Here is a 17,258-nt window from a genome sequence, read left to right on the forward strand (position 1 = left end):
ATGCTATTGGTATAGATGTCTAGCGAAACCGAAGTCCGCTCTTTTTATGCTTGCGTCTACGGATCAAAATATAAAATAACATAACCAATACGATCCCAATTCCATCGACTAATGTATCTGTAAAATGCCCTGTTCGTCCTGATATGAATGTCTGATGCCATTCATCCGACAACGCATATAGATAAGATACAATACCTGCCCAGATAATCGGCGCATACTCTCGGCGTGTCAGTGGAGAAAACACACGACATAACAAAAACGCCAGAATTGCAAATTCAACCACATGCGCTATTTTACGAATAAAAAATTCAAAAAAATCATAAGGCGATGTGCCACTTACCAGATAACCATCATACGAAAATTCAATCGTAGGTGTAAATGTAGACAACGTGGACTCTGGAATCAAGTCTGCCAAAAACGGCTTCAAATCCTGCTCAATATACGGTTGATTGGATTTGTAAAAAATAAAAGCCATCCATGCTAACGCCAGTACCGTCCATATGATCCAGCGAACGTACGGAAATTTTCGACTACTATAGATAGAACTCATTCAGCTTATCCCTCCAAACATATGCAGCATAGTATATCATATCCTGCACATCTGATCATCCCACTGTCCAAAGCAACATATCAAAAAACAGCCCGATCTTTACCAGACTGTTTTGGTTATTACACTATGTATTTTTCAGCACATACGGCTATCCTAGTATGTTTTTATCTTATCGACCCTATCGTGTCTTTAATCAAACATACTAGCTAGTCGTTAACCTATTTATCAAGTACAAACTTGTCTAGACAAACAGTCATTTTTCACGTTGCAATTACAGAATTCTTATTCTATTCGATAGGAGCACGTTCTACAAAATATTTATTTGTCATATAGAAAGCTTCACCACGTGATGTTTCCACTTTTCCTTTTTTCGGATCAAGGAACACAATCTCTTTACACTTTGTGCAATACCATTTGGTACGCATAAATGGTGAATCTGTAGTATAAGCTGTTCCACATTTACAATCCACTTTGATCAAAATCTCATTCGCTTTATAAGCAGTGCTCAAGTCCTCAGCAGGATGTTGTTCTTCCGGCTGAATCGGAACAATCACACGTTGATGATCAGAGAATTGATTTTGTACTTTAAAATCAGCAACTAATTCGGGATTCAACCCAAAAAATTCTTTACCTATATTAGTCACATAACGCGTATTGCTTCTATAACTTTCAAGCCATTCCTCGATCTGCTGGTTCGATAAAGGTACAGTACCTTTTATACCACTGTTCAAGGTGTATGTCATGATGTGCAAAGCATCGCTTGGTCTGCTTGAGTACATTAGAAACCTCCTCTTTCTTCAAAGCTAATGTACTATAAATCATCGTTTTTATCAAAGCACGAAATTAACTAAAATCCCATGATATTGAATTCGCTAGTACATATATGCCGTTTTATTCCCGGTAAAACGGATTATTACATTTTTGTTACAAATAAGTCAGCAAGCATCGGACCCTACTTTCTAGCCTATCCCCCCTATTCGCGATGATTATGTACCATTGCTTAACTTATATAATCGCCCAGATCGACATGCCAAGTTATCTGGTTGCGGGCAATCCACAATTGGACAGCATCATGAAAATGCTGAGCATATTGCTTACGGGAGACCTCATTTACAGTACAAAAATGCTCTATTAATTGATATTTTTCTACCCAATCATTCATCGTAGCAAAGCCAATATGCTTGATCATATGACATTGGAAACATAACGACTGAAACCCGTTCAGGTACTGAACTTGTGCGTCTGTATCAAATGTCCATATCTCATGACAATGTAGCTTATCGATCGTATCCCCTTTGACACGATGACAGATACAGCAGGTATACTGATCACGCTTTTGAATATCCTGGCTGAATTGTCGCCACTGATAAGAAGTTAATCGATTACGAAGATTCAAGTGCATTGTCGATTCGGGAATTAATTCTATTTCTAACTTTAATTCATTATGATTCATAGAAGTTTCCTGTACCCAATCATTTTTGAGCTTCCTTAGATTATAACACTAATGTTAATAATTTATAACACTAATGTTAACATTAAGGCAAGACTAGAACTTGATTCAACATACATAATTAATACGATTAAACTTTTGATCATTATATATCAATTATTCGTTTTTTGAAATCGTTAAATCTAAGAAATGTAGATTTGGATCATTTTATTTGACAGTTAATTGAAATTTGCCGTTGATATTATTACCGATCTCATAATTATTGATCGTCATATATACAACCGTCTTTTTATTCCACGTCGGTAAATATTCACCTTCTGCATATAATTGGTGGACATCGTCAATCATCTGCTCACATTTGGCTTGTACCTGCTGATCTGGTAAATTATATACCCCCTGCGCGCTATAATACGGTTCCATCTTCGGTTGATTGTAAATATCAATATATAGATACTCTAATTGATGAGATGGATCTTTGTAAAAGTAAATTTTATTGACTACAAAATCATCTGTCGCCACATAATCTTCGATCTGATGGGTCATATCATGAATAGCGGTATCTTCTTCTATTGTCCTCACATTCTTTTGGACGGTTGTTAACTCTTGTTGATACCTCTCAAGCTTCTTGGTTAGCGCCTGATTGCTCTGCTCACTCTGGTATATGGTTGTATAAAGCTTCTGATTGCTTATCCACAATACGCCAGCCAGTGCAGTTACTACTATTAGTAGAACAACGGCTATGATCCAACCGGTATGCCTTCTTTTATGCTGAATAACAGAAGTCGTCCAGTCTTTTTCTACAAACCGCATAACAACCTCCTTCAATATTATTCTCGTTTGCATTATACATGAAATGAATCATAAATCAGCACTTTTTTTACAAGTATGAGTAATGAATCAAGACTTTGGAATGAGGAAATAACAGCATTAGGTCTATCCACTTATTTTATAAATATTTGTCAAAAACACTAGCTGTTTATGTAAACCTATGGTAATATTAGTCCATACAGAAAGGAGGTGCGTCAACATTCAGATTAACATGTTGAACGCGTCCTTTACCCAATCCGAGGTTCTTGTCTAAACTACACGAACTTCGGAGGCGCGGGATGCGGATCAAAGATTTCAATTAGCGCCATCGGGTTAGAAAGACCACCTTCGGGTGGTCTTTTTATATGCAAAAAAATATTTTTCCGAGTAATTCATATTTTTTTTCATATAAAACTAACTTATTAAGGAAACTATGTTAATATGAAGTTAAATCCTATTACATAAGCCAAATAACTTCCTGAATATAGGGTATCCGTAACATCAAAGGAGGTTTATGACGAAACGATAGATTGCACTTTCATTTAAATGCGTATAGTTCTTTCTGTTTGTCTACTCTTCATAGGGAGCATCCAACTCTATAATATTATGATCAGGATCAAGAATATAAATCTGTGCAAAGCCGGCCAAACTATGGGGACGTGCTTCATAGAATACATTTTGTTGATCTAACCACTCCAATGTCTGACGATAACTCCTTACCCAGATAGCTAGATGTCCATCTGTTGAATCAATATTCCCCTCACGTAATGTTTCTCCTTGCGGTTGCTGTATCAAATGCAACTGTTGCTCACCTATTGCATACCATATTCCTACAGAATCAAATGGCGGACGCTCAATTTCTTTCAATTGAAGTACGTCAGAATAAAAGACACGAGATCTATTAATATCACGTACTGCCAAACTCATATGATGAATATATTCAAATTCAATCATGTTTGTGTTCTCCTTTTGTCTTTTTTTATTCATTGTTGGAACATTCTTTTTCTATATTATCCTGTATGTATGGATAAAGTAAATTCAGTTAGAGAGTGAAACGTGAAAAAGGGATTCTATTTACTAGGCATATGCTGTTCAAATTAGTATTCAAAGGAGAAATAAATAATGAAAAAAACATGGGTTACATTGGGTCTTACAACAGTGACAGCACTAGCGCTCGTAGTTCCTTTCCATTCATCTGCTTATGCGGCTACTTCTACAGCAACTCAAGAAACTACTCCTTCTTCGATCGATAGTCAGAATATTGATCTCAATTTCGACCTTGTGCTTCAAAAAGGAAACTCTGTTGTCAAATCGAGTACATTCCCTTCTTATAAAGATCTGGTATCAGCAACAGCTGATCTTACCCTTCGTTCGGATGAACGTATCGTTTTATCCTATGAAGGCTATGATGTAGTTAAGAAAAAATGGGTTCCTGTTAATGTAAACGTATACGATTATTCTTATAATAGTGATATCAGTCTGGCTCCAGACCCTAATGCAGATGGTGGTCGTGGTGCTGTTCAATTCCGTTTTGTGATAGCAGGATTCAATATCCAACAAACATCTCACCAAAAAATATCGGTACACTATTTTGCTTCTTAACGATAATATCTACAACTCATTTTAAAAACGTATAACATACAGATAGATAACCCTCTGACTTACGCTTGTTATCATAAGCAGAAGCTAGAGGGTTATTATTTAATTTCTCTACTTTGGTACATCTATTTCTATACACCCTGTGAAAAATAATTGCCAACTTTTAAGAGAACGCTTACAATATGTAATATTAATATTCAATTAGCTATCTATTTTTTAACGCAGGAGGTACATTCATAATGATATCCAGCGAAAACGACTTACATCATTTCTCTCAAAAGCCTATCCGCTTTATTCTCACCCCTTCTCCTGTCGCTCAATCCACTTATCTGTATATTCAAGAAATCGGGTATCATTATATCGATTCATCTTCTTCTATTAAGCATGCCAAAATTGCGTCCTATCTGTTCTTATATACATTGTCCGGTAGTGGTTGTCTGTATTATCGAGGACAGTCTTTTCTATTACAATCAGGTGATTTCTTCTGGATCGATTGCAAAGAAGAATACCGCTATGAAGCGAAGTCCGAACAACCATGGGAAACGTTATCGATCCATATGTATGGAGCCACAATAGCGGGCTATTATGATCAATATGACAATAATCAGATGCCGGTATATCATTCGCAATCGTCTTCGCTTATCCTGGAGCTGGCTCAACAATTACTCAATCTGCAATACACACGTACACAGAAAACAGAGCTTCTGAATGCTCAACTCCTCACCCAATTGTTAACCGAGGTCATCTTAACGACGATCTATGCCAAAGACAATACATACAGCATCCCTTCCAAAATTCTGAATATGCAAACTTATCTCGAACATAACTACACGCAAGCGATCACACTCGACCAGCTTGCCAGACAATACGGGATGAACAAATTTCAACTAACCAAAGATTTCAAACAATATATCGGACTCCCTCCGATCGAATACCTGATCCATATTCGGATCAATGCTGCCAAAGGCATGCTACAATATTCCGACAAAAGCGTCCAAGAAATCGCCAATGAAGTCGGCGTAGACAATGTATCTCATTTTATCAATTTATTCAAAGCCAGAGTCAATTGCACCCCGCTTAGTTACCGAAAAGAATGGTCGTAACGTTGGTGTCTATTACTCATCATGTACTGCAATTTCCATCTTTCAATGTACTTTATAGATATATAAATAAGTATTGGTTACGTTATTCTCATACACTTTACTTAAAGATACCAATTCATTAAAATTATGATCTTTACCTAATTTTTTGATAGCTTGATTGTTAAAATGCTTACCTTCTAGATGTTTAGGGGATAAATAGAAATCAAATGGAGTTGATTGTTGATTAGAAAAGATATATTCATATCCATTATTTAAAATATATTTATACATGACTTGATCTGTTAATAATACAAAAAATTTATGGATGCTAATAGAAGATAATTTTAATTTGATGATATCGATATAAATACTTGCAAGTCTTGAAGTTCGATCTTCTTTTTGACTAGGTATTTTCCGATAATATTTAAATTCAAAAATAGCAGTATAAGCATCATTATTAACGACTAGATCAATTTCTTTTCTCTTTAACAATTCATGATCATGTGGATATTCAGTAATCAGATCATCACTTGCAAAATATTGAAGCAAAGTAGCATAGAAATCATATCGAATACAATCTTCAGTAATTAGATTGTTTGGAGCATTTTGATAACGTTTTAAGCGAGTAGCTACCTTGTTGAAAAAAGATTCGAATACTGCTTCACTGATCATAAGTAATATACTCCTCTACGTATTATGATAGTTTAAAAGTATATTATACTAAATATAATGTATAAGTTATTAATTACTTCTAAGGAGAATGCTATGCTTATTTCATATGATCATTTAACAATTCGTTCTCTTACCATTGAAGATAAAAATAACCTTGCAAAATGGATGTCCGATCCTACAGTTTTGCAATATTATCAAGGTCGAGATAAACCTCTGGATCTGGACAAAGTCACTGAAATCTTTTACGATCCAGATAATGAAGATGTTCAGTTTATCATTGAATATGATGGTGTACCGATAGGTTATATTCAATATTACCTATTAGATCAAGAGAGCAGAGATACATACGGATATCATGACTCTAATGAAGTGATCTATGGGATGGATCAGTTTATCGGCGAACCAGACTATTGGAATCGGGGTATTGGTACTCTACTCATCCAGACAATGATCACCTTCCTCACACAGCAAAAACAAGCCCACCGCATCGCAATGGACCCTCAGACATGGAATACGAGAGCACTCCATTGTTATGAAAAATGTGGATTCCAAAAAGTAAAATTATTACCCAACCATGAATGGCATGAAGGTGAATATCGGGATTGTTGGTTAATAGAGTACAAAAAGTATTAAAAGCTTATAATGAGGTTAAACGGAATTGAAAAATATGCAATTGTACGTTATGATTTGGCTGATATACATATGTAGGACATGTTTATTTTAGAGGATATGCAAATTCAATAACTGTACAACACCTGACTTAATTGCAAGCCATCTTTGATCCCCTGCTCATACATCGTCGATTCTGCTAATCCTTGAATAAGCGTCACCACTTCTTCGTATTGGGTGAACAGAATTTGGATATCTGACGGAAGTTGATCATAGATAGTGGCAAATAGTTCTGTACATTCGGTAGTGAGAGCTTGATACTCAGGCGAAGGCGAAATAGCATCCTCACTCACTTGATCCATACGTGTGGATATGAACTGATTGAAGGCTTCTTTGATTTGGGCTTTTCTATGTAGTAGTTGGGTCATATTATACCTCTACTTTCTGCATGATTAATTACCAGGATTGCATAAGCTGTACATACAATTACACCATTTCAATATACCGATATCGATATATTCCCTTCTTTCAAAGAATATCACGATATCGATATATAGTCAATACTTTCAGGAGGAAATATGGTCAAACTTGTTATCAAACTAAAACAAGCATTAAAAGATAGATCAATGACTCAAAAAGAACTCGAAGCTCTTTCTGGTGTCCCTCAATCTAAAATTTCAATGCTTTGTAATAATAACTATCAAGAACTGAATATTGCTAATCTTGAAAAGATTGCAGATGCGATGGATATTAAAGATATATCTGAACTTATGGATCTTGTCGAAGATAATAGTTTTGAGAGTTAATATGCTTTTATAAAGAAGCTATTTAGAAAAGAAATCTTACTCAAATACAACTATCTGAATTCTTTTTTATCAAGTAATTATATTGGAATTTTAGAAATAATCGATTTAACAATAAAGTTATTAAAAAAGATTAAGAATTCTTGATCTTTTTTTTAGGTATCTTCTTTCTTAAATCTTTAGCAATTATAATCTCAGGTACATATCCTAAAGTTCTAATTTTAATTAGCCATTCAATAACTTCTATTTTAAAATATATAGATGAATTCTTTGAGAAATCAATAGTTCCATCTTCCAAAATTACTCTAAAAGAGTCTAAAATTAAAAGCATTGATATTTTATTGACTTTGGTAATATTATGAAATTTTAGTGCATTTTCTTGAGTATTTAGTATCTCTGCACTATGAGTAGATTGTTGAATACAGACTCTTAAATCTGGTGTAGCGCCTATCTTAACATGTATCAATGCTTGACTCGTATCATCATACAAATCGGCAAACTCTACACTTTTATAATATTCTTGACCTTTTACCCGGTCTAGCAATTTATAGTTGTAATTTTTTTCTAAAAAAATATTGAAAGGATATTCAGCATACGAAACTTGATCATATTTTTCTATATCAGCTTTTTGAATTTTTCTTCCTTTTAGTAAGACATCATCTGTAAGATTGAATTCTTCATTATATAAAGCAATCTCATTTACATTCAGAATTTCTTGTTGAATAAACTCTAAATAAGATTTATTAAAATTTGCCCATTTACCTTTATAAAGACAATAATTTTTCCCTCTATAAACTGTACTGAAATCCAATAAACGAACTAATTTTATATGTTTATTTTTATCTGATTTTGGTCTTATTTTAACAGAATTTATATCTTCACAATTAATTTCTACTAATAATTTAGAGATATTTTCCATATTATAAACTGGAATATCATAAGCTTTGTTATATACTAATTGCACGGTATCATCCATTACTATTTCGCTTAACATATCGCCATTTTCTTCAACAAAGTAAGACAGTGAAACACTTGATTTTAAGCTTTTTAGACTTTCTAATAATTCCTTATTTAAATCTGCAATCATAGGTTTATTGTCAATATTATTTTTTAAAATATTCATTCTAGGCAATTGACCCGATTTTTTCTCATTTTTTAGAATCCATTGTAATTCATGCACAATATCAAAAATTTCAGGTGGGTTGTAATTATTAATTTCTAACTTAACAGATACTCCAAATTTCATTTTATTCTCATATTTATATAGCAAAAATTTAGAGAACTTTTTATTCATAATTATTTTACTAATTAGCAATTCATGACTTTCTCCAATTTCAGTCATTACAAATGAATTACTATTATACTGAGTTAGCGACTTATTTTTGGATTGTTTGAAAAATTTAGAGGATTTAACATCTATTGAAGCATCATCATGTATAATTTCTGCAATATCAAACCCGAAATCAAAATCAGCGGATGAACTAGCATAATGATGTCCACGACCTAATGATATAACATAAATTTCTCTTTGTATTTTTATAAATATTATGCCATATGCTGATTCTATAGTTTTAGAGTTACTAGCGCTACCTCCAAAAAAAGTTCCCCAATAATTTAACCACTCAATTTGAGATTGTTCTGATTCGACTTTTGAGAAAAATTTAATTTGCATTTTTTTGATTAATTCTTTATCATCAATAAAAATTTTACTACTGTATACTTTAGATTTTCCTACTTGTTTAAGTTTTTTTTCGATTAGATACTCTAAAAATATTTTTTCAGTAGTGATTTCTTTATAAATAGAAATTTCCATAAACAATCATCCCGTCTGAAATATAATAAAAAATAAACAGTTAATTTTGGTTACAATATATATTAATTATCAAAATAAGACAATGATTAACATTATATAAAATAATATTTAATATATTTCTTTAAAGTAGAAAAATTTATATAAACAAAAAAGACCAATACTATTATTAGCATTGGTCTTTACTTTGCTTTACTACTATAATTTCAACTTTTCTCCACCAAGATTTTTGGGCAATCCTAATGCTTGAGCTAAATGAACAACAGCAAATTGATTAGCCGATACGCCTTCTTTTTTAGCGGCATTTAGCAATTGCTTGTGCATAGTTTTAGGCATACGTAAAGGTATTTGTCCAGATGGCAAATCCTCGTTGGGCTCTATGATTTCTGCACCAGACTCCAATTTAACTTCTAAATAATCACGTTGTATTTCTTCTAATTCAGCAATTGCTTCTGCAATGGTAGGTGCATCAGTGTGACAGCCAGAAAGTTCTTCAATTCTAGCAAAGTAATAGATACCATCCCCATCATTTCTTTTAGTAATTTCTATAGTATAAGGAAGATTCATATAATACTCTATATCTTTACTCATTCCTTTTCACTCCTTCTATTTAATATCTATACATTTATAATAATCGATCTATCATTTCTTTTATGTATGAAATCTTTAAAGGATCTTCTTCTTTTAAAACAAATACATTTCCATTAGAATCTCCATATATTCTATGAGAACCTCTTTTACGTTTTAATTCATATCCATAATAGATTAAAACTTTTGCTGCTTCGCTATATGATACACCTCTTGGTTGATTTCTCATCTTATCTATTATTTTTTCAACAGATGCCATAAATAACAACTCCTCCTTTAAAATAATGATATCATATATGATATCATAGTTCAATACAGTACTAGTTTGAATACTAAAATAGCACTTATTTCTAAGAAATAGTATCTTAGAAATAAGTGCTATTTTTAATTTACTTCATTAGTGTATTATTACTATTTAATTCGGAACCTTATGCTCAATTCTCAACTTATCTGCTACCATCGCAATAAACTCACTGTTAGTAGGCTTACTCTTACTAATATTAATCGTATAGCCGAACAAATGACTGATACTATCAATATTCCCTCTTGTCCAAGCCACTTCGATGGCGTGGCGAATGGCGCGTTCTACGCGGGAAGGGGTTGTTTTGAACTTGTCTGCGATTGCAGGATATAAGGTCTTGGTGATCGACCCTAGAATTTCGATATTGTTGTAGACCATCGTGATCGCTTCACGTAAGTATTGGTAGCCTTTGATATGTGCAGGAACGCCGATCTCGTGGATGATTGCTGTAATATTCGCATCCAGATTTTTGCCTCTTGTTACAGGCGGTAGACCGTTATTGACTTTGTTGCCCATGCTATTGCTGCTATTACCTGGTTGCATATTGCCACCGCTATTGGTAATCGGCGATCCTACCAATTGGCGCACACGACTTACCAGTACTTCCATATCGAAAGGCTTGAGGATGTAGTAAGACGCACCCAGTTGTACTGCACGTTGTGTAATATTTTCTTGACCGAATGCAGTCAGCATAATAATCTTCGGTGCTGGAGATAGATTCATATCCCGCAAGCGTTCTAGTACGCCCAATCCATCGAGGTGTGGCATAATAATATCCAGGATCAACACATCTGGAAGATCTGGTAATTGATCGATCATCTGCAATACTTCTTCCCCATTAAATGCGATACCTGCTACTTCCATATCTTCTTGATTGGAAATATATTCAGCAAGCATATTGGTAAATTCACGATTATCGTCCGCTAATAATACTTTGATATCTGACACGGTATAATTCCTCCTTATGAGTTTTCTTTGACTATGATATAGCGGTTCGTTGGACTTGCATCATTAGACTGTTTGGGAATGATTGAAGACTATATTTGAACTTTAATCACAGTGATCACAAAGTCTTTACAGAAATTTGACTGTTTTGGACTCTTTAGTATAGTTTTCGACATCAACAAGGGTATTCCTGCTGTCGAATGTAAAAAAGCGGATTATTTTTCCATATTTGCTAACTTGGTTGATGAACAGACCTTATCTATATGTATAACACAAAAGGAAGAGCTTTAAGCTCTTCCTTTTGACTTGAGCATCACTTGTGCATTTGCTTAGTGTACTGCATACGTAGAACTATCTTTACGCGCTTCAGCAAGCTTCAACATTTCATGAGCATGATGATTCGTTTTCTCGGTAATCTCTACTCCACCTAGCATACGAGCCAGTTCACCGACACGTCCATCTTCATGAAGCGAAGTCACACGAGTCGCTGTGCGATCTCCAATAATATTCTTTTCGATCAGGTATTGATGATCTGCCATACAAGCTACTTGCGGTAAGTGAGTAATCGAGAATACCTGACAATCAGCAGATAATTTGAACAATTTCTCTGCAATCGACTGAGCTGCCCGACCACTCACCCCTGTATCAACTTCATCAAATACCAGTACAGGGACTTGATCATGACGAGCAAAGATACTTTTCAGTGCAAGCATAATACGTGACAACTCACCACCGGAAGCAATTTTACCCAGTGGACGTAAAGGTTCACCCGGGTTAGGAGAGATCAGGAATTCTGCATTATCGATCCCTTGACGGGTAACGCGAATTGTTCGTCCATTCCACTCTGCTCCATTAGGATCATCAATATAATCCATATTGACACGTAGTGAAGTACGTTCCATTTGCAAATGTTTAAGCTCTGCTTCGACTTGATTAGCCAGTTCATCTGCTGCTTTACGGCGAATCTTACTTAGTTTCTCACCAGTCTGAAGCAATTTATCCCGTAAGCGATCCCGACGTTCTGTCATTTCAGCCAGACGTTCGTCTTTATTTTCAAGCAGATCTGTCTCATGTTGAATTTTCTCATAGTAGGTCAGAATTTCTTCTACATTGTCTCCATACTTACGACGCAGACCAGAGATCTGATTCAGACGAGTCTCTACTTCTTCCAGACGACCTGGATTAAATTCGATATTTTCACGATAGCTACGCAATTGATAAGCAGCATCTTCCAACTGATAAAAAGCCGATTGTAACTGCTCTAAAATTGGATCTAATGCTTTGGAATCGTAACGAGCTACATCTTCTAGCTGTGAAATAGCGACCGTTACAGAACCCATACCGCCGTCTCCATTGATCGAATGATATCCACCTACGATCGCTTCCATCATTTTCTCACTATGAGATAGACGTAGACGTTCTTCTTGTAATAGATCATCTTCTCCTACTTCAAGTTCTGCTGACGCAATTTCTTCAAGTTGGAAACGGTATAGGTCTAGCATTTGATATGTTTTCTGACTGGTTTCTTGTAGATCACGTAATTCACGTTCTACTTTGGCATAGTCTGCATATTGTTGTTGATATTGAATTTTCACTGGATTGATATCAGCAAATCCGAATGTATCTAGCAAGCTCAGATGACGTTCTGGCTTCATCAAAGATTGGTGCTCATGCTGTCCATGAATATTGACCAGTTGCTCACCGATCTCACGCAACATCGTCAGATTCACTAACTGTCCATTAATACGCGCAGTACTCTTACCACTCGCTGTCACTTCACGGCGAATGACTAGATGTTCTTCTGCGGTTCCCTGAATGCCAAGCCGTGACATCGTATCCCATACCGGGTGATCTCCACGTAGCTCGAATAACGCTTCCATCTCAGCTTTATCATTTCCGTAACGTACCAATTCCGCTGAACCTCGACTACCTGCAATTAGACCTAATGCATCAATAATAATTGATTTACCTGCACCTGTCTCACCGCTCAGTACATGGAATCCTTTATGAAAATAAACGTCGATTTCTTCAACAACAGCCAGGTTTTTAATGCTCAGCATAACTAGCATGAGCCTCACTCCTCTTCGTATAAAAGACTATAGAGCAACGCTTTTAGACCGAGATGGATCAAGCTCATGCTGTTAGGCTGACCGCTTGTGTGCCGAGCCGAACATTAATGTATCCATTACAACGAGATTGATGATTACGAGATAAAGCTCATAATTTGATCAATCACCTGTTGGCTGTCTTCCGGTTGACGGCAAATAATCAGTAGCGTATCGTCTCCTGAAATAGTTCCCATAATCTGAGGCCATTCCATATTATCGATAAGCGCTGCGATTGAATTCGCTGTACCTGGTAAGAACTTCATAACCACCAGATTAGTTGTAAAATCTACTTGCAAGAAATTGTCCACCAATGCACGCTTTAACTTCTGCACCGGGTTATAACGTTGATCCGTTGGTAATGAATATTTATACCTTCCGTCATCCGTTGGAATTTTGATTAGTAATAGTTCTTTAATATCCCGTGATACGGTTGCTTGTGTTACTTGAAAGCCTGCATTACGCAATGCTTCGACTAGATCGTCTTGAGTTTCGATATCTTGATGGGTGATAATCTCCCGTATTTTGATATGTCGTTGTCCCTTCATAAAGACCTCCGTTTGTGATGTGCTCTCTATAGTCTTAACCTTCCGCTATCTCTATCTGTGTGTATTTATGCACCATACACAGAACATGCTCACATCTTTATTCGTGAACATATACGTATATTCCTTTTTGTGAATGGAAAATACTGTAGATATGAGGATCATTGATCATTAGCCGAACAGATTATCCTATTGTAACATCCAGAACGAGAAGGTCCAAGCTTCAGCGATCTCAATTGAGTCAATTCGCTATGAAGCATATAGGCTACACTGATAGTGCTAAGCGCTATAGTCGGAACGTTCGTTCTCATTATATAGGAATACCTGTTCGTAAATCAATAGTCTTTTGGAATTAGTTTTTTCTTCCAGTTGAATCAATACATACGAACAAAAAAACCTGAGCTCAGTAACATACACCGAACATCAGGTCTTTGTTGTGTTTGAATCCATATCGATCGATCTTTATTATTTTTACTTTTTAGCGGAACCCCCGCGAAACGTATGAGCCGCTTCAAGCGCCGTCTGCGAAGCAAGTGCAGGAATATCGATAACATCCAGTTGCTCGGCAGTATCGTCTCCTTCACCGGAAGGCAGATACCAGTGAGCTAGAAATTCAATATTCCCTTCTCCCCCGGTAATCGGTGAAAAAGTAACACCTTTCAATACGTATCCGATTTCTCTGGCAAAAGTAAGCACATGTAGCAATACTTCTTCATGAATCTTCGGATCACGTACAACGCCTGTTTTGCCCACTTTGTCACGACCGGCTTCAAATTGAGGCTTAATTAGTGCTGCAATATCAGCAGGACGATCTAGCAAGTCTTTGAGCGGTGGTAACATCAATCGTAGCGAGATAAAGGATACATCGATACTTGCAAAATTAGGTCGTGGACCTTCCAGTTGATCCGGTGTCATATAACGGAAGTTCGTCCGCTCCATTACCTGTACTTGTGGATGATTTCGAAGTGACCAATCAAGCTGGTTGTAACCAACATCAATCGCATATACATATTCGGCTCCATGTTGTAATGCACAGTCGGTAAATCCTCCTGTTGAAGAACCAATATCAAGCATCGTTCGTCCTGTCATCGGGATTTCAAAATGTTTGAGTGCTTTCTCTAGCTTCAATCCGCCACGACTTACATATGGATGAACAGAACCTTTGACATTAAGATCTGTATCCCGAGCGATCTTCATGCCGGGCTTCTCCAGACGTTCTGTGCCTGCATAGACTAATCCAGCCATAATGGCTGCTTTGGCTTTCTCACGACTCTCGTAGTAGCCTTGTTCGACGAGTAAGACGTCAATTCGTTCTTTATCACTTGCCATGATTGGATATCTCCTAGCTTGCAAAATGAGATAACAACATGAAACGAAGCGGACAAAATACTCTCCGCTTCGCTTCTGTTGATCTTATGGTGTATTTATAAAAAGATTAGACTGAGTTTTTGTGAAATGTAATCGCTTCGCCTGGCGCAAGCGCTTTGAGAGCAGTAGCGATATTTTCAGTAGTTAATCCTGCTTCACGTTGTTGGTCTTTGATACTGCCATGTTCGATAAATTCATCCGGTACACCCATGATGCCTACAGCAACATCGTGTAATCCTTTTGAAGCATAGAATTCAAGCACAGCACTACCCATACTACCTGCTTGGGAAGCTTCTTCGACAACAAGCATACGTGTACCTTTTGCAGCTAGATCAAGCAATAATTGCTCATCTAACGGCTTCATAAAGCGCGCATTCACTACAGACACATTCATACCGTCACGTTTCAGTTCATCGGCTACTTCCAATCCAAGCTGAACCATCGGCCCAGAACCTAGAATCGCGTAACCTTCCCCTTCACGTACCGTTTCCCATTGTCCGATAGGAATAGCTGTTAACACTTGATCCAAAGGAACACCTAAGCCGTTAATACGTGGATAACGGTAAGCGATAGGGCCTTCATTGTAATCAAGAGCTGTTTTCATCATATGACGAAGTTCATTTTCATCCTTCGGCATCATAATGACCATATTCGGGATATGACGCATAAATGCGATATCATATACCCCTTGGTGAGTCTCTCCATCTGCACCGACAAAGCCAGCACGATCAATGGCAAACATTACATTTGCATTATGACGACAAATATCATGCACAATCTGATCATACGCACGTTGCATAAATGTAGAATATACCGCATAGACAGGTTTCATGCCTTCCATTGCAAGTGCCGCACACATCGTAGCTGCATGTTGCTCTGCGATCCCTACATCAATCATACGATCAGGGAAACGCGCTGCAAATGGGAACAATCCTGAACCACCTGGCATCGCTGGTGTCACTGCTACAATCCGCTCATCTTGCTCTGCAAGTTCGATCAATGTCTGACCGAATACTTCAGTATACATCGGATGACCGCCTGCTGCTTTGAGTACTTGACCGGATTCAATTTTGTATGGTGTAATTCCATGCCATTTGTAGGAATCCGCTTCTGCTGGTAGATATCCTTTACCTTTGATCGTTACGACATGAATCATTACCGGGCCTTCTACATTATCCGCTTGTTGCAACGTTTCCAACAATTTAGGAATATCATGACCATCGACAGGTCCTAGATAAGTGAATCCTAATTCTTCAAATAGTACACCCGATACCATAGCATATTTCAGCGTATCTTTAAGCTTTTCAGCCGTTTTGGCAATTTTATCACCGATTGCTGGAATCTTTTTGATCAATGATTCCATTTCATCTTTAGCACGCAAATAATTTTTATCCGAGCGAATTTTGCCTAGATATTTGTGCATTGCGCCTACATTTGGAGCAATCGACATTTCGTTATCATTTAAAATAACTGTCAATTTACGTTGCTCATGACCGATATGGTTCAATGCTTCAAATGCCATACCGCCTGTTAACGCACCATCACCAATAATCGCGATAACTTTGTTATCTTCTTTTTTGAAATCACGTGCAAGTGCCATACCCATAGCCGCAGATAAAGAAGTGCTGCTATGTCCAGCTTCCCATACGTCATGTTCACTTTCATTCCGTTTGACAAATCCGCACAATCCTTTATATTTACGCAATGTATCAAAACGATCCATCCGTCCTGTCAATACTTTGTGCACATACGCTTGATGTCCAACATCAAAAATCATTTTGTCTTTTGGACTATCGTACAAATAATGAAGTGCCAGGGTGAGCTCCACTACACCCAGATTAGAAGCAAGGTGCCCGCCAGTTGCTGACAATTTTTCGATCAGAAATTGACGAATCTCACCTGCTAAATCGGCTAATTGCTCTGTTGTTAGATCTTTAAGATCACTTGGTTGATGAATCTGTGGAAGCAGCACACCATTTCCCCGCTTTCCTTGTTGAATGCTTATCTACATCCAATTGGTTTTA

Annotated in this window: 19 protein-coding genes; 4 read left to right on the plus strand and 15 right to left on the minus strand. The window is 36.5% G+C overall.

What is annotated here, in order from left to right:
* Positions 1–19: 19 nt before the first annotated feature.
* The 5 genes from QE450_RS11500 to QE450_RS11520 all read right to left on the minus strand — a co-directional run bounded on the left by QE450_RS11500 (position 20) and on the right by QE450_RS11520 (position 3,761).
* Positions 20–550, minus strand: coding sequence for a VanZ family protein (locus QE450_RS11500; RefSeq protein ID WP_307299460.1), 531 nt, complete (start codon positions 548–550; stop codon positions 20–22).
* 287 nt (positions 551–837) lie between these two features.
* Positions 838–1,329 (minus strand): hypothetical protein, encoded by a 492-nt coding sequence (locus QE450_RS11505; protein WP_273612927.1) that lies wholly within the window; start codon positions 1,327–1,329, stop codon positions 838–840.
* A 221-nt stretch (positions 1,330–1,550) separates the two neighbouring features.
* Positions 1,551–2,003 carry a hypothetical protein gene (locus QE450_RS11510; protein ID WP_274172370.1) on the minus strand — a complete coding sequence of 151 codons (453 nt, stop codon included), beginning with the start codon at positions 2,001–2,003 and terminating at the stop codon, positions 1,551–1,553.
* Between the two features lie 204 nt (positions 2,004–2,207).
* Positions 2,208–2,810, minus strand: coding sequence for a hypothetical protein (locus tag QE450_RS11515; protein ID WP_307299461.1), 603 nt, complete (start codon positions 2,808–2,810; stop codon positions 2,208–2,210).
* A 567-nt stretch (positions 2,811–3,377) separates the two neighbouring features.
* Positions 3,378–3,761, minus strand: a complete 384-nt coding sequence (locus QE450_RS11520; RefSeq protein ID WP_273612930.1) for a VOC family protein — start codon at positions 3,759–3,761, stop codon at positions 3,378–3,380.
* A gap of 168 nt (positions 3,762–3,929) precedes the next feature.
* Here QE450_RS11520 and QE450_RS11525 point away from each other — a divergent pair, with 168 nt between their 5' ends.
* Positions 3,930–4,409, plus strand: coding sequence for a hypothetical protein (locus QE450_RS11525; protein WP_307299462.1), 480 nt, complete (start codon positions 3,930–3,932; stop codon positions 4,407–4,409).
* Between the two features lie 236 nt (positions 4,410–4,645).
* Positions 4,646–5,509, plus strand: a complete 864-nt coding sequence (locus QE450_RS11530; RefSeq protein ID WP_307299463.1) for an AraC family transcriptional regulator — start codon at positions 4,646–4,648, stop codon at positions 5,507–5,509.
* A gap of 42 nt (positions 5,510–5,551) precedes the next feature.
* Here QE450_RS11530 and QE450_RS11535 read toward each other — a convergent pair whose 3' ends face one another.
* Positions 5,552–6,160 (minus strand): hypothetical protein, encoded by a 609-nt coding sequence (locus tag QE450_RS11535; protein WP_307299464.1) that lies wholly within the window; start codon positions 6,158–6,160, stop codon positions 5,552–5,554.
* Between the two features lie 93 nt (positions 6,161–6,253).
* On the opposite strand from QE450_RS11535, the gene QE450_RS11540 reads away from it, so the two are divergent.
* Positions 6,254–6,793, plus strand: coding sequence for a GNAT family N-acetyltransferase (locus QE450_RS11540; protein ID WP_307299465.1), 540 nt, complete (start codon positions 6,254–6,256; stop codon positions 6,791–6,793).
* Positions 6,794–6,897: 104 nt separating this feature from the next.
* Here the strand turns inward: QE450_RS11540 and QE450_RS11545 are convergent, their stop codons facing one another.
* Entirely contained in the window at positions 6,898–7,197 is a 300-nt protein-coding gene (locus QE450_RS11545; protein ID WP_273612935.1) for a hypothetical protein, read from the minus strand.
* A gap of 150 nt (positions 7,198–7,347) precedes the next feature.
* Here QE450_RS11545 and QE450_RS11550 point away from each other — a divergent pair, with 150 nt between their 5' ends.
* Positions 7,348–7,575, plus strand: coding sequence for a helix-turn-helix domain-containing protein (locus tag QE450_RS11550; RefSeq protein ID WP_307299466.1), 228 nt, complete (start codon positions 7,348–7,350; stop codon positions 7,573–7,575).
* Positions 7,576–7,705: 130 nt separating this feature from the next.
* Here the strand turns inward: QE450_RS11550 and QE450_RS11555 are convergent, their stop codons facing one another.
* The 8 genes from QE450_RS11555 to dxs all read right to left on the minus strand — a co-directional run bounded on the left by QE450_RS11555 (position 7,706) and on the right by dxs (position 17,206).
* Entirely contained in the window at positions 7,706–9,385 is a 1,680-nt protein-coding gene (locus QE450_RS11555) for a DUF6119 family protein (protein ID WP_307299467.1), read from the minus strand.
* A gap of 195 nt (positions 9,386–9,580) precedes the next feature.
* On the minus strand, positions 9,581–9,973 hold the full coding sequence (locus QE450_RS11560) for a toxin-antitoxin system HicB family antitoxin (protein ID WP_274172359.1): 393 nt from the start codon (positions 9,971–9,973) through the stop codon (positions 9,581–9,583).
* Between the two features lie 34 nt (positions 9,974–10,007).
* Positions 10,008–10,229 (minus strand): type II toxin-antitoxin system HicA family toxin, encoded by a 222-nt coding sequence (locus QE450_RS11565; protein ID WP_307299468.1) that lies wholly within the window; start codon positions 10,227–10,229, stop codon positions 10,008–10,010.
* 156 nt (positions 10,230–10,385) lie between these two features.
* Positions 10,386–11,219: a sporulation transcription factor Spo0A gene (gene spo0A / locus QE450_RS11570; RefSeq protein WP_204823437.1), complete on the minus strand. Its 834-nt coding sequence runs from the start codon at positions 11,217–11,219 to the stop codon at positions 10,386–10,388.
* A gap of 326 nt (positions 11,220–11,545) precedes the next feature.
* Positions 11,546–13,285 (minus strand): DNA repair protein RecN, encoded by a 1,740-nt coding sequence (gene recN / locus QE450_RS11575; RefSeq protein WP_307299469.1) that lies wholly within the window; start codon positions 13,283–13,285, stop codon positions 11,546–11,548.
* Between the two features lie 134 nt (positions 13,286–13,419).
* Positions 13,420–13,869 (minus strand): transcriptional regulator AhrC/ArgR, encoded by a 450-nt coding sequence (gene ahrC, locus QE450_RS11580; RefSeq protein ID WP_069329109.1) that lies wholly within the window; start codon positions 13,867–13,869, stop codon positions 13,420–13,422.
* A gap of 468 nt (positions 13,870–14,337) precedes the next feature.
* A complete protein-coding gene (locus QE450_RS11585; protein WP_301263226.1) occupies positions 14,338–15,195 on the minus strand; it encodes a TlyA family RNA methyltransferase in 858 nt (285 codons plus the stop codon).
* A 106-nt stretch (positions 15,196–15,301) separates the two neighbouring features.
* On the minus strand, positions 15,302–17,206 hold the full coding sequence (dxs, locus tag QE450_RS11590) for a 1-deoxy-D-xylulose-5-phosphate synthase (RefSeq protein ID WP_273612940.1): 1,905 nt from the start codon (positions 17,204–17,206) through the stop codon (positions 15,302–15,304).
* Positions 17,207–17,258 lie beyond the last annotated feature (52 nt).

Origin of the sequence: Paenibacillus sp. SORGH_AS_0306, from assembly GCF_030819345.1 — a bacterium.
GTDB lineage: Bacteria > Bacillota > Bacilli > Paenibacillales > Paenibacillaceae > Saccharibacillus > Saccharibacillus kyungheensis.

Excerpts from the sequence above, each read along its gene's own strand:
- QE450_RS11505 (WP_273612927.1), bottom strand. The coding sequence starts at position 1,329 with ATGTACTCAAGCAGACCAAGCGATGCTTTGCACATCATGACATACACC.
- QE450_RS11585 (WP_301263226.1), bottom strand. The coding sequence starts at position 15,195 with ATGGCAAGTGATAAAGAACGAATTGACGTCTTACTCGTCGAACAAGGC.
- ahrC (WP_069329109.1), bottom strand. The coding sequence starts at position 13,869 with ATGAAGGGACAACGACATATCAAAATACGGGAGATTATCACCCATCAA.
- QE450_RS11515 (WP_307299461.1), bottom strand. The coding sequence starts at position 2,810 with ATGCGGTTTGTAGAAAAAGACTGGACGACTTCTGTTATTCAGCATAAA.
- QE450_RS11520 (WP_273612930.1), bottom strand. The coding sequence starts at position 3,761 with ATGATTGAATTTGAATATATTCATCATATGAGTTTGGCAGTACGTGAT.
- QE450_RS11565 (WP_307299468.1), bottom strand. The coding sequence starts at position 10,229 with ATGGCATCTGTTGAAAAAATAATAGATAAGATGAGAAATCAACCAAGA.
- QE450_RS11560 (WP_274172359.1), bottom strand. The coding sequence starts at position 9,973 with ATGAGTAAAGATATAGAGTATTATATGAATCTTCCTTATACTATAGAA.
- QE450_RS11555 (WP_307299467.1), bottom strand. The coding sequence starts at position 9,385 with ATGGAAATTTCTATTTATAAAGAAATCACTACTGAAAAAATATTTTTA.
- QE450_RS11535 (WP_307299464.1), bottom strand. The coding sequence starts at position 6,160 with ATGATCAGTGAAGCAGTATTCGAATCTTTTTTCAACAAGGTAGCTACT.
- QE450_RS11525 (WP_307299462.1), top strand. The coding sequence starts at position 3,930 with ATGAAAAAAACATGGGTTACATTGGGTCTTACAACAGTGACAGCACTA.
- QE450_RS11530 (WP_307299463.1), top strand. The coding sequence starts at position 4,646 with ATGATATCCAGCGAAAACGACTTACATCATTTCTCTCAAAAGCCTATC.
- QE450_RS11540 (WP_307299465.1), top strand. The coding sequence starts at position 6,254 with ATGCTTATTTCATATGATCATTTAACAATTCGTTCTCTTACCATTGAA.
- QE450_RS11545 (WP_273612935.1), bottom strand. The coding sequence starts at position 7,197 with ATGACCCAACTACTACATAGAAAAGCCCAAATCAAAGAAGCCTTCAAT.
- QE450_RS11500 (WP_307299460.1), bottom strand. The coding sequence starts at position 550 with ATGAGTTCTATCTATAGTAGTCGAAAATTTCCGTACGTTCGCTGGATC.
- QE450_RS11550 (WP_307299466.1), top strand. The coding sequence starts at position 7,348 with ATGGTCAAACTTGTTATCAAACTAAAACAAGCATTAAAAGATAGATCA.
- recN (WP_307299469.1), bottom strand. The coding sequence starts at position 13,285 with ATGCTAGTTATGCTGAGCATTAAAAACCTGGCTGTTGTTGAAGAAATC.
- QE450_RS11510 (WP_274172370.1), bottom strand. The coding sequence starts at position 2,003 with ATGAATCATAATGAATTAAAGTTAGAAATAGAATTAATTCCCGAATCG.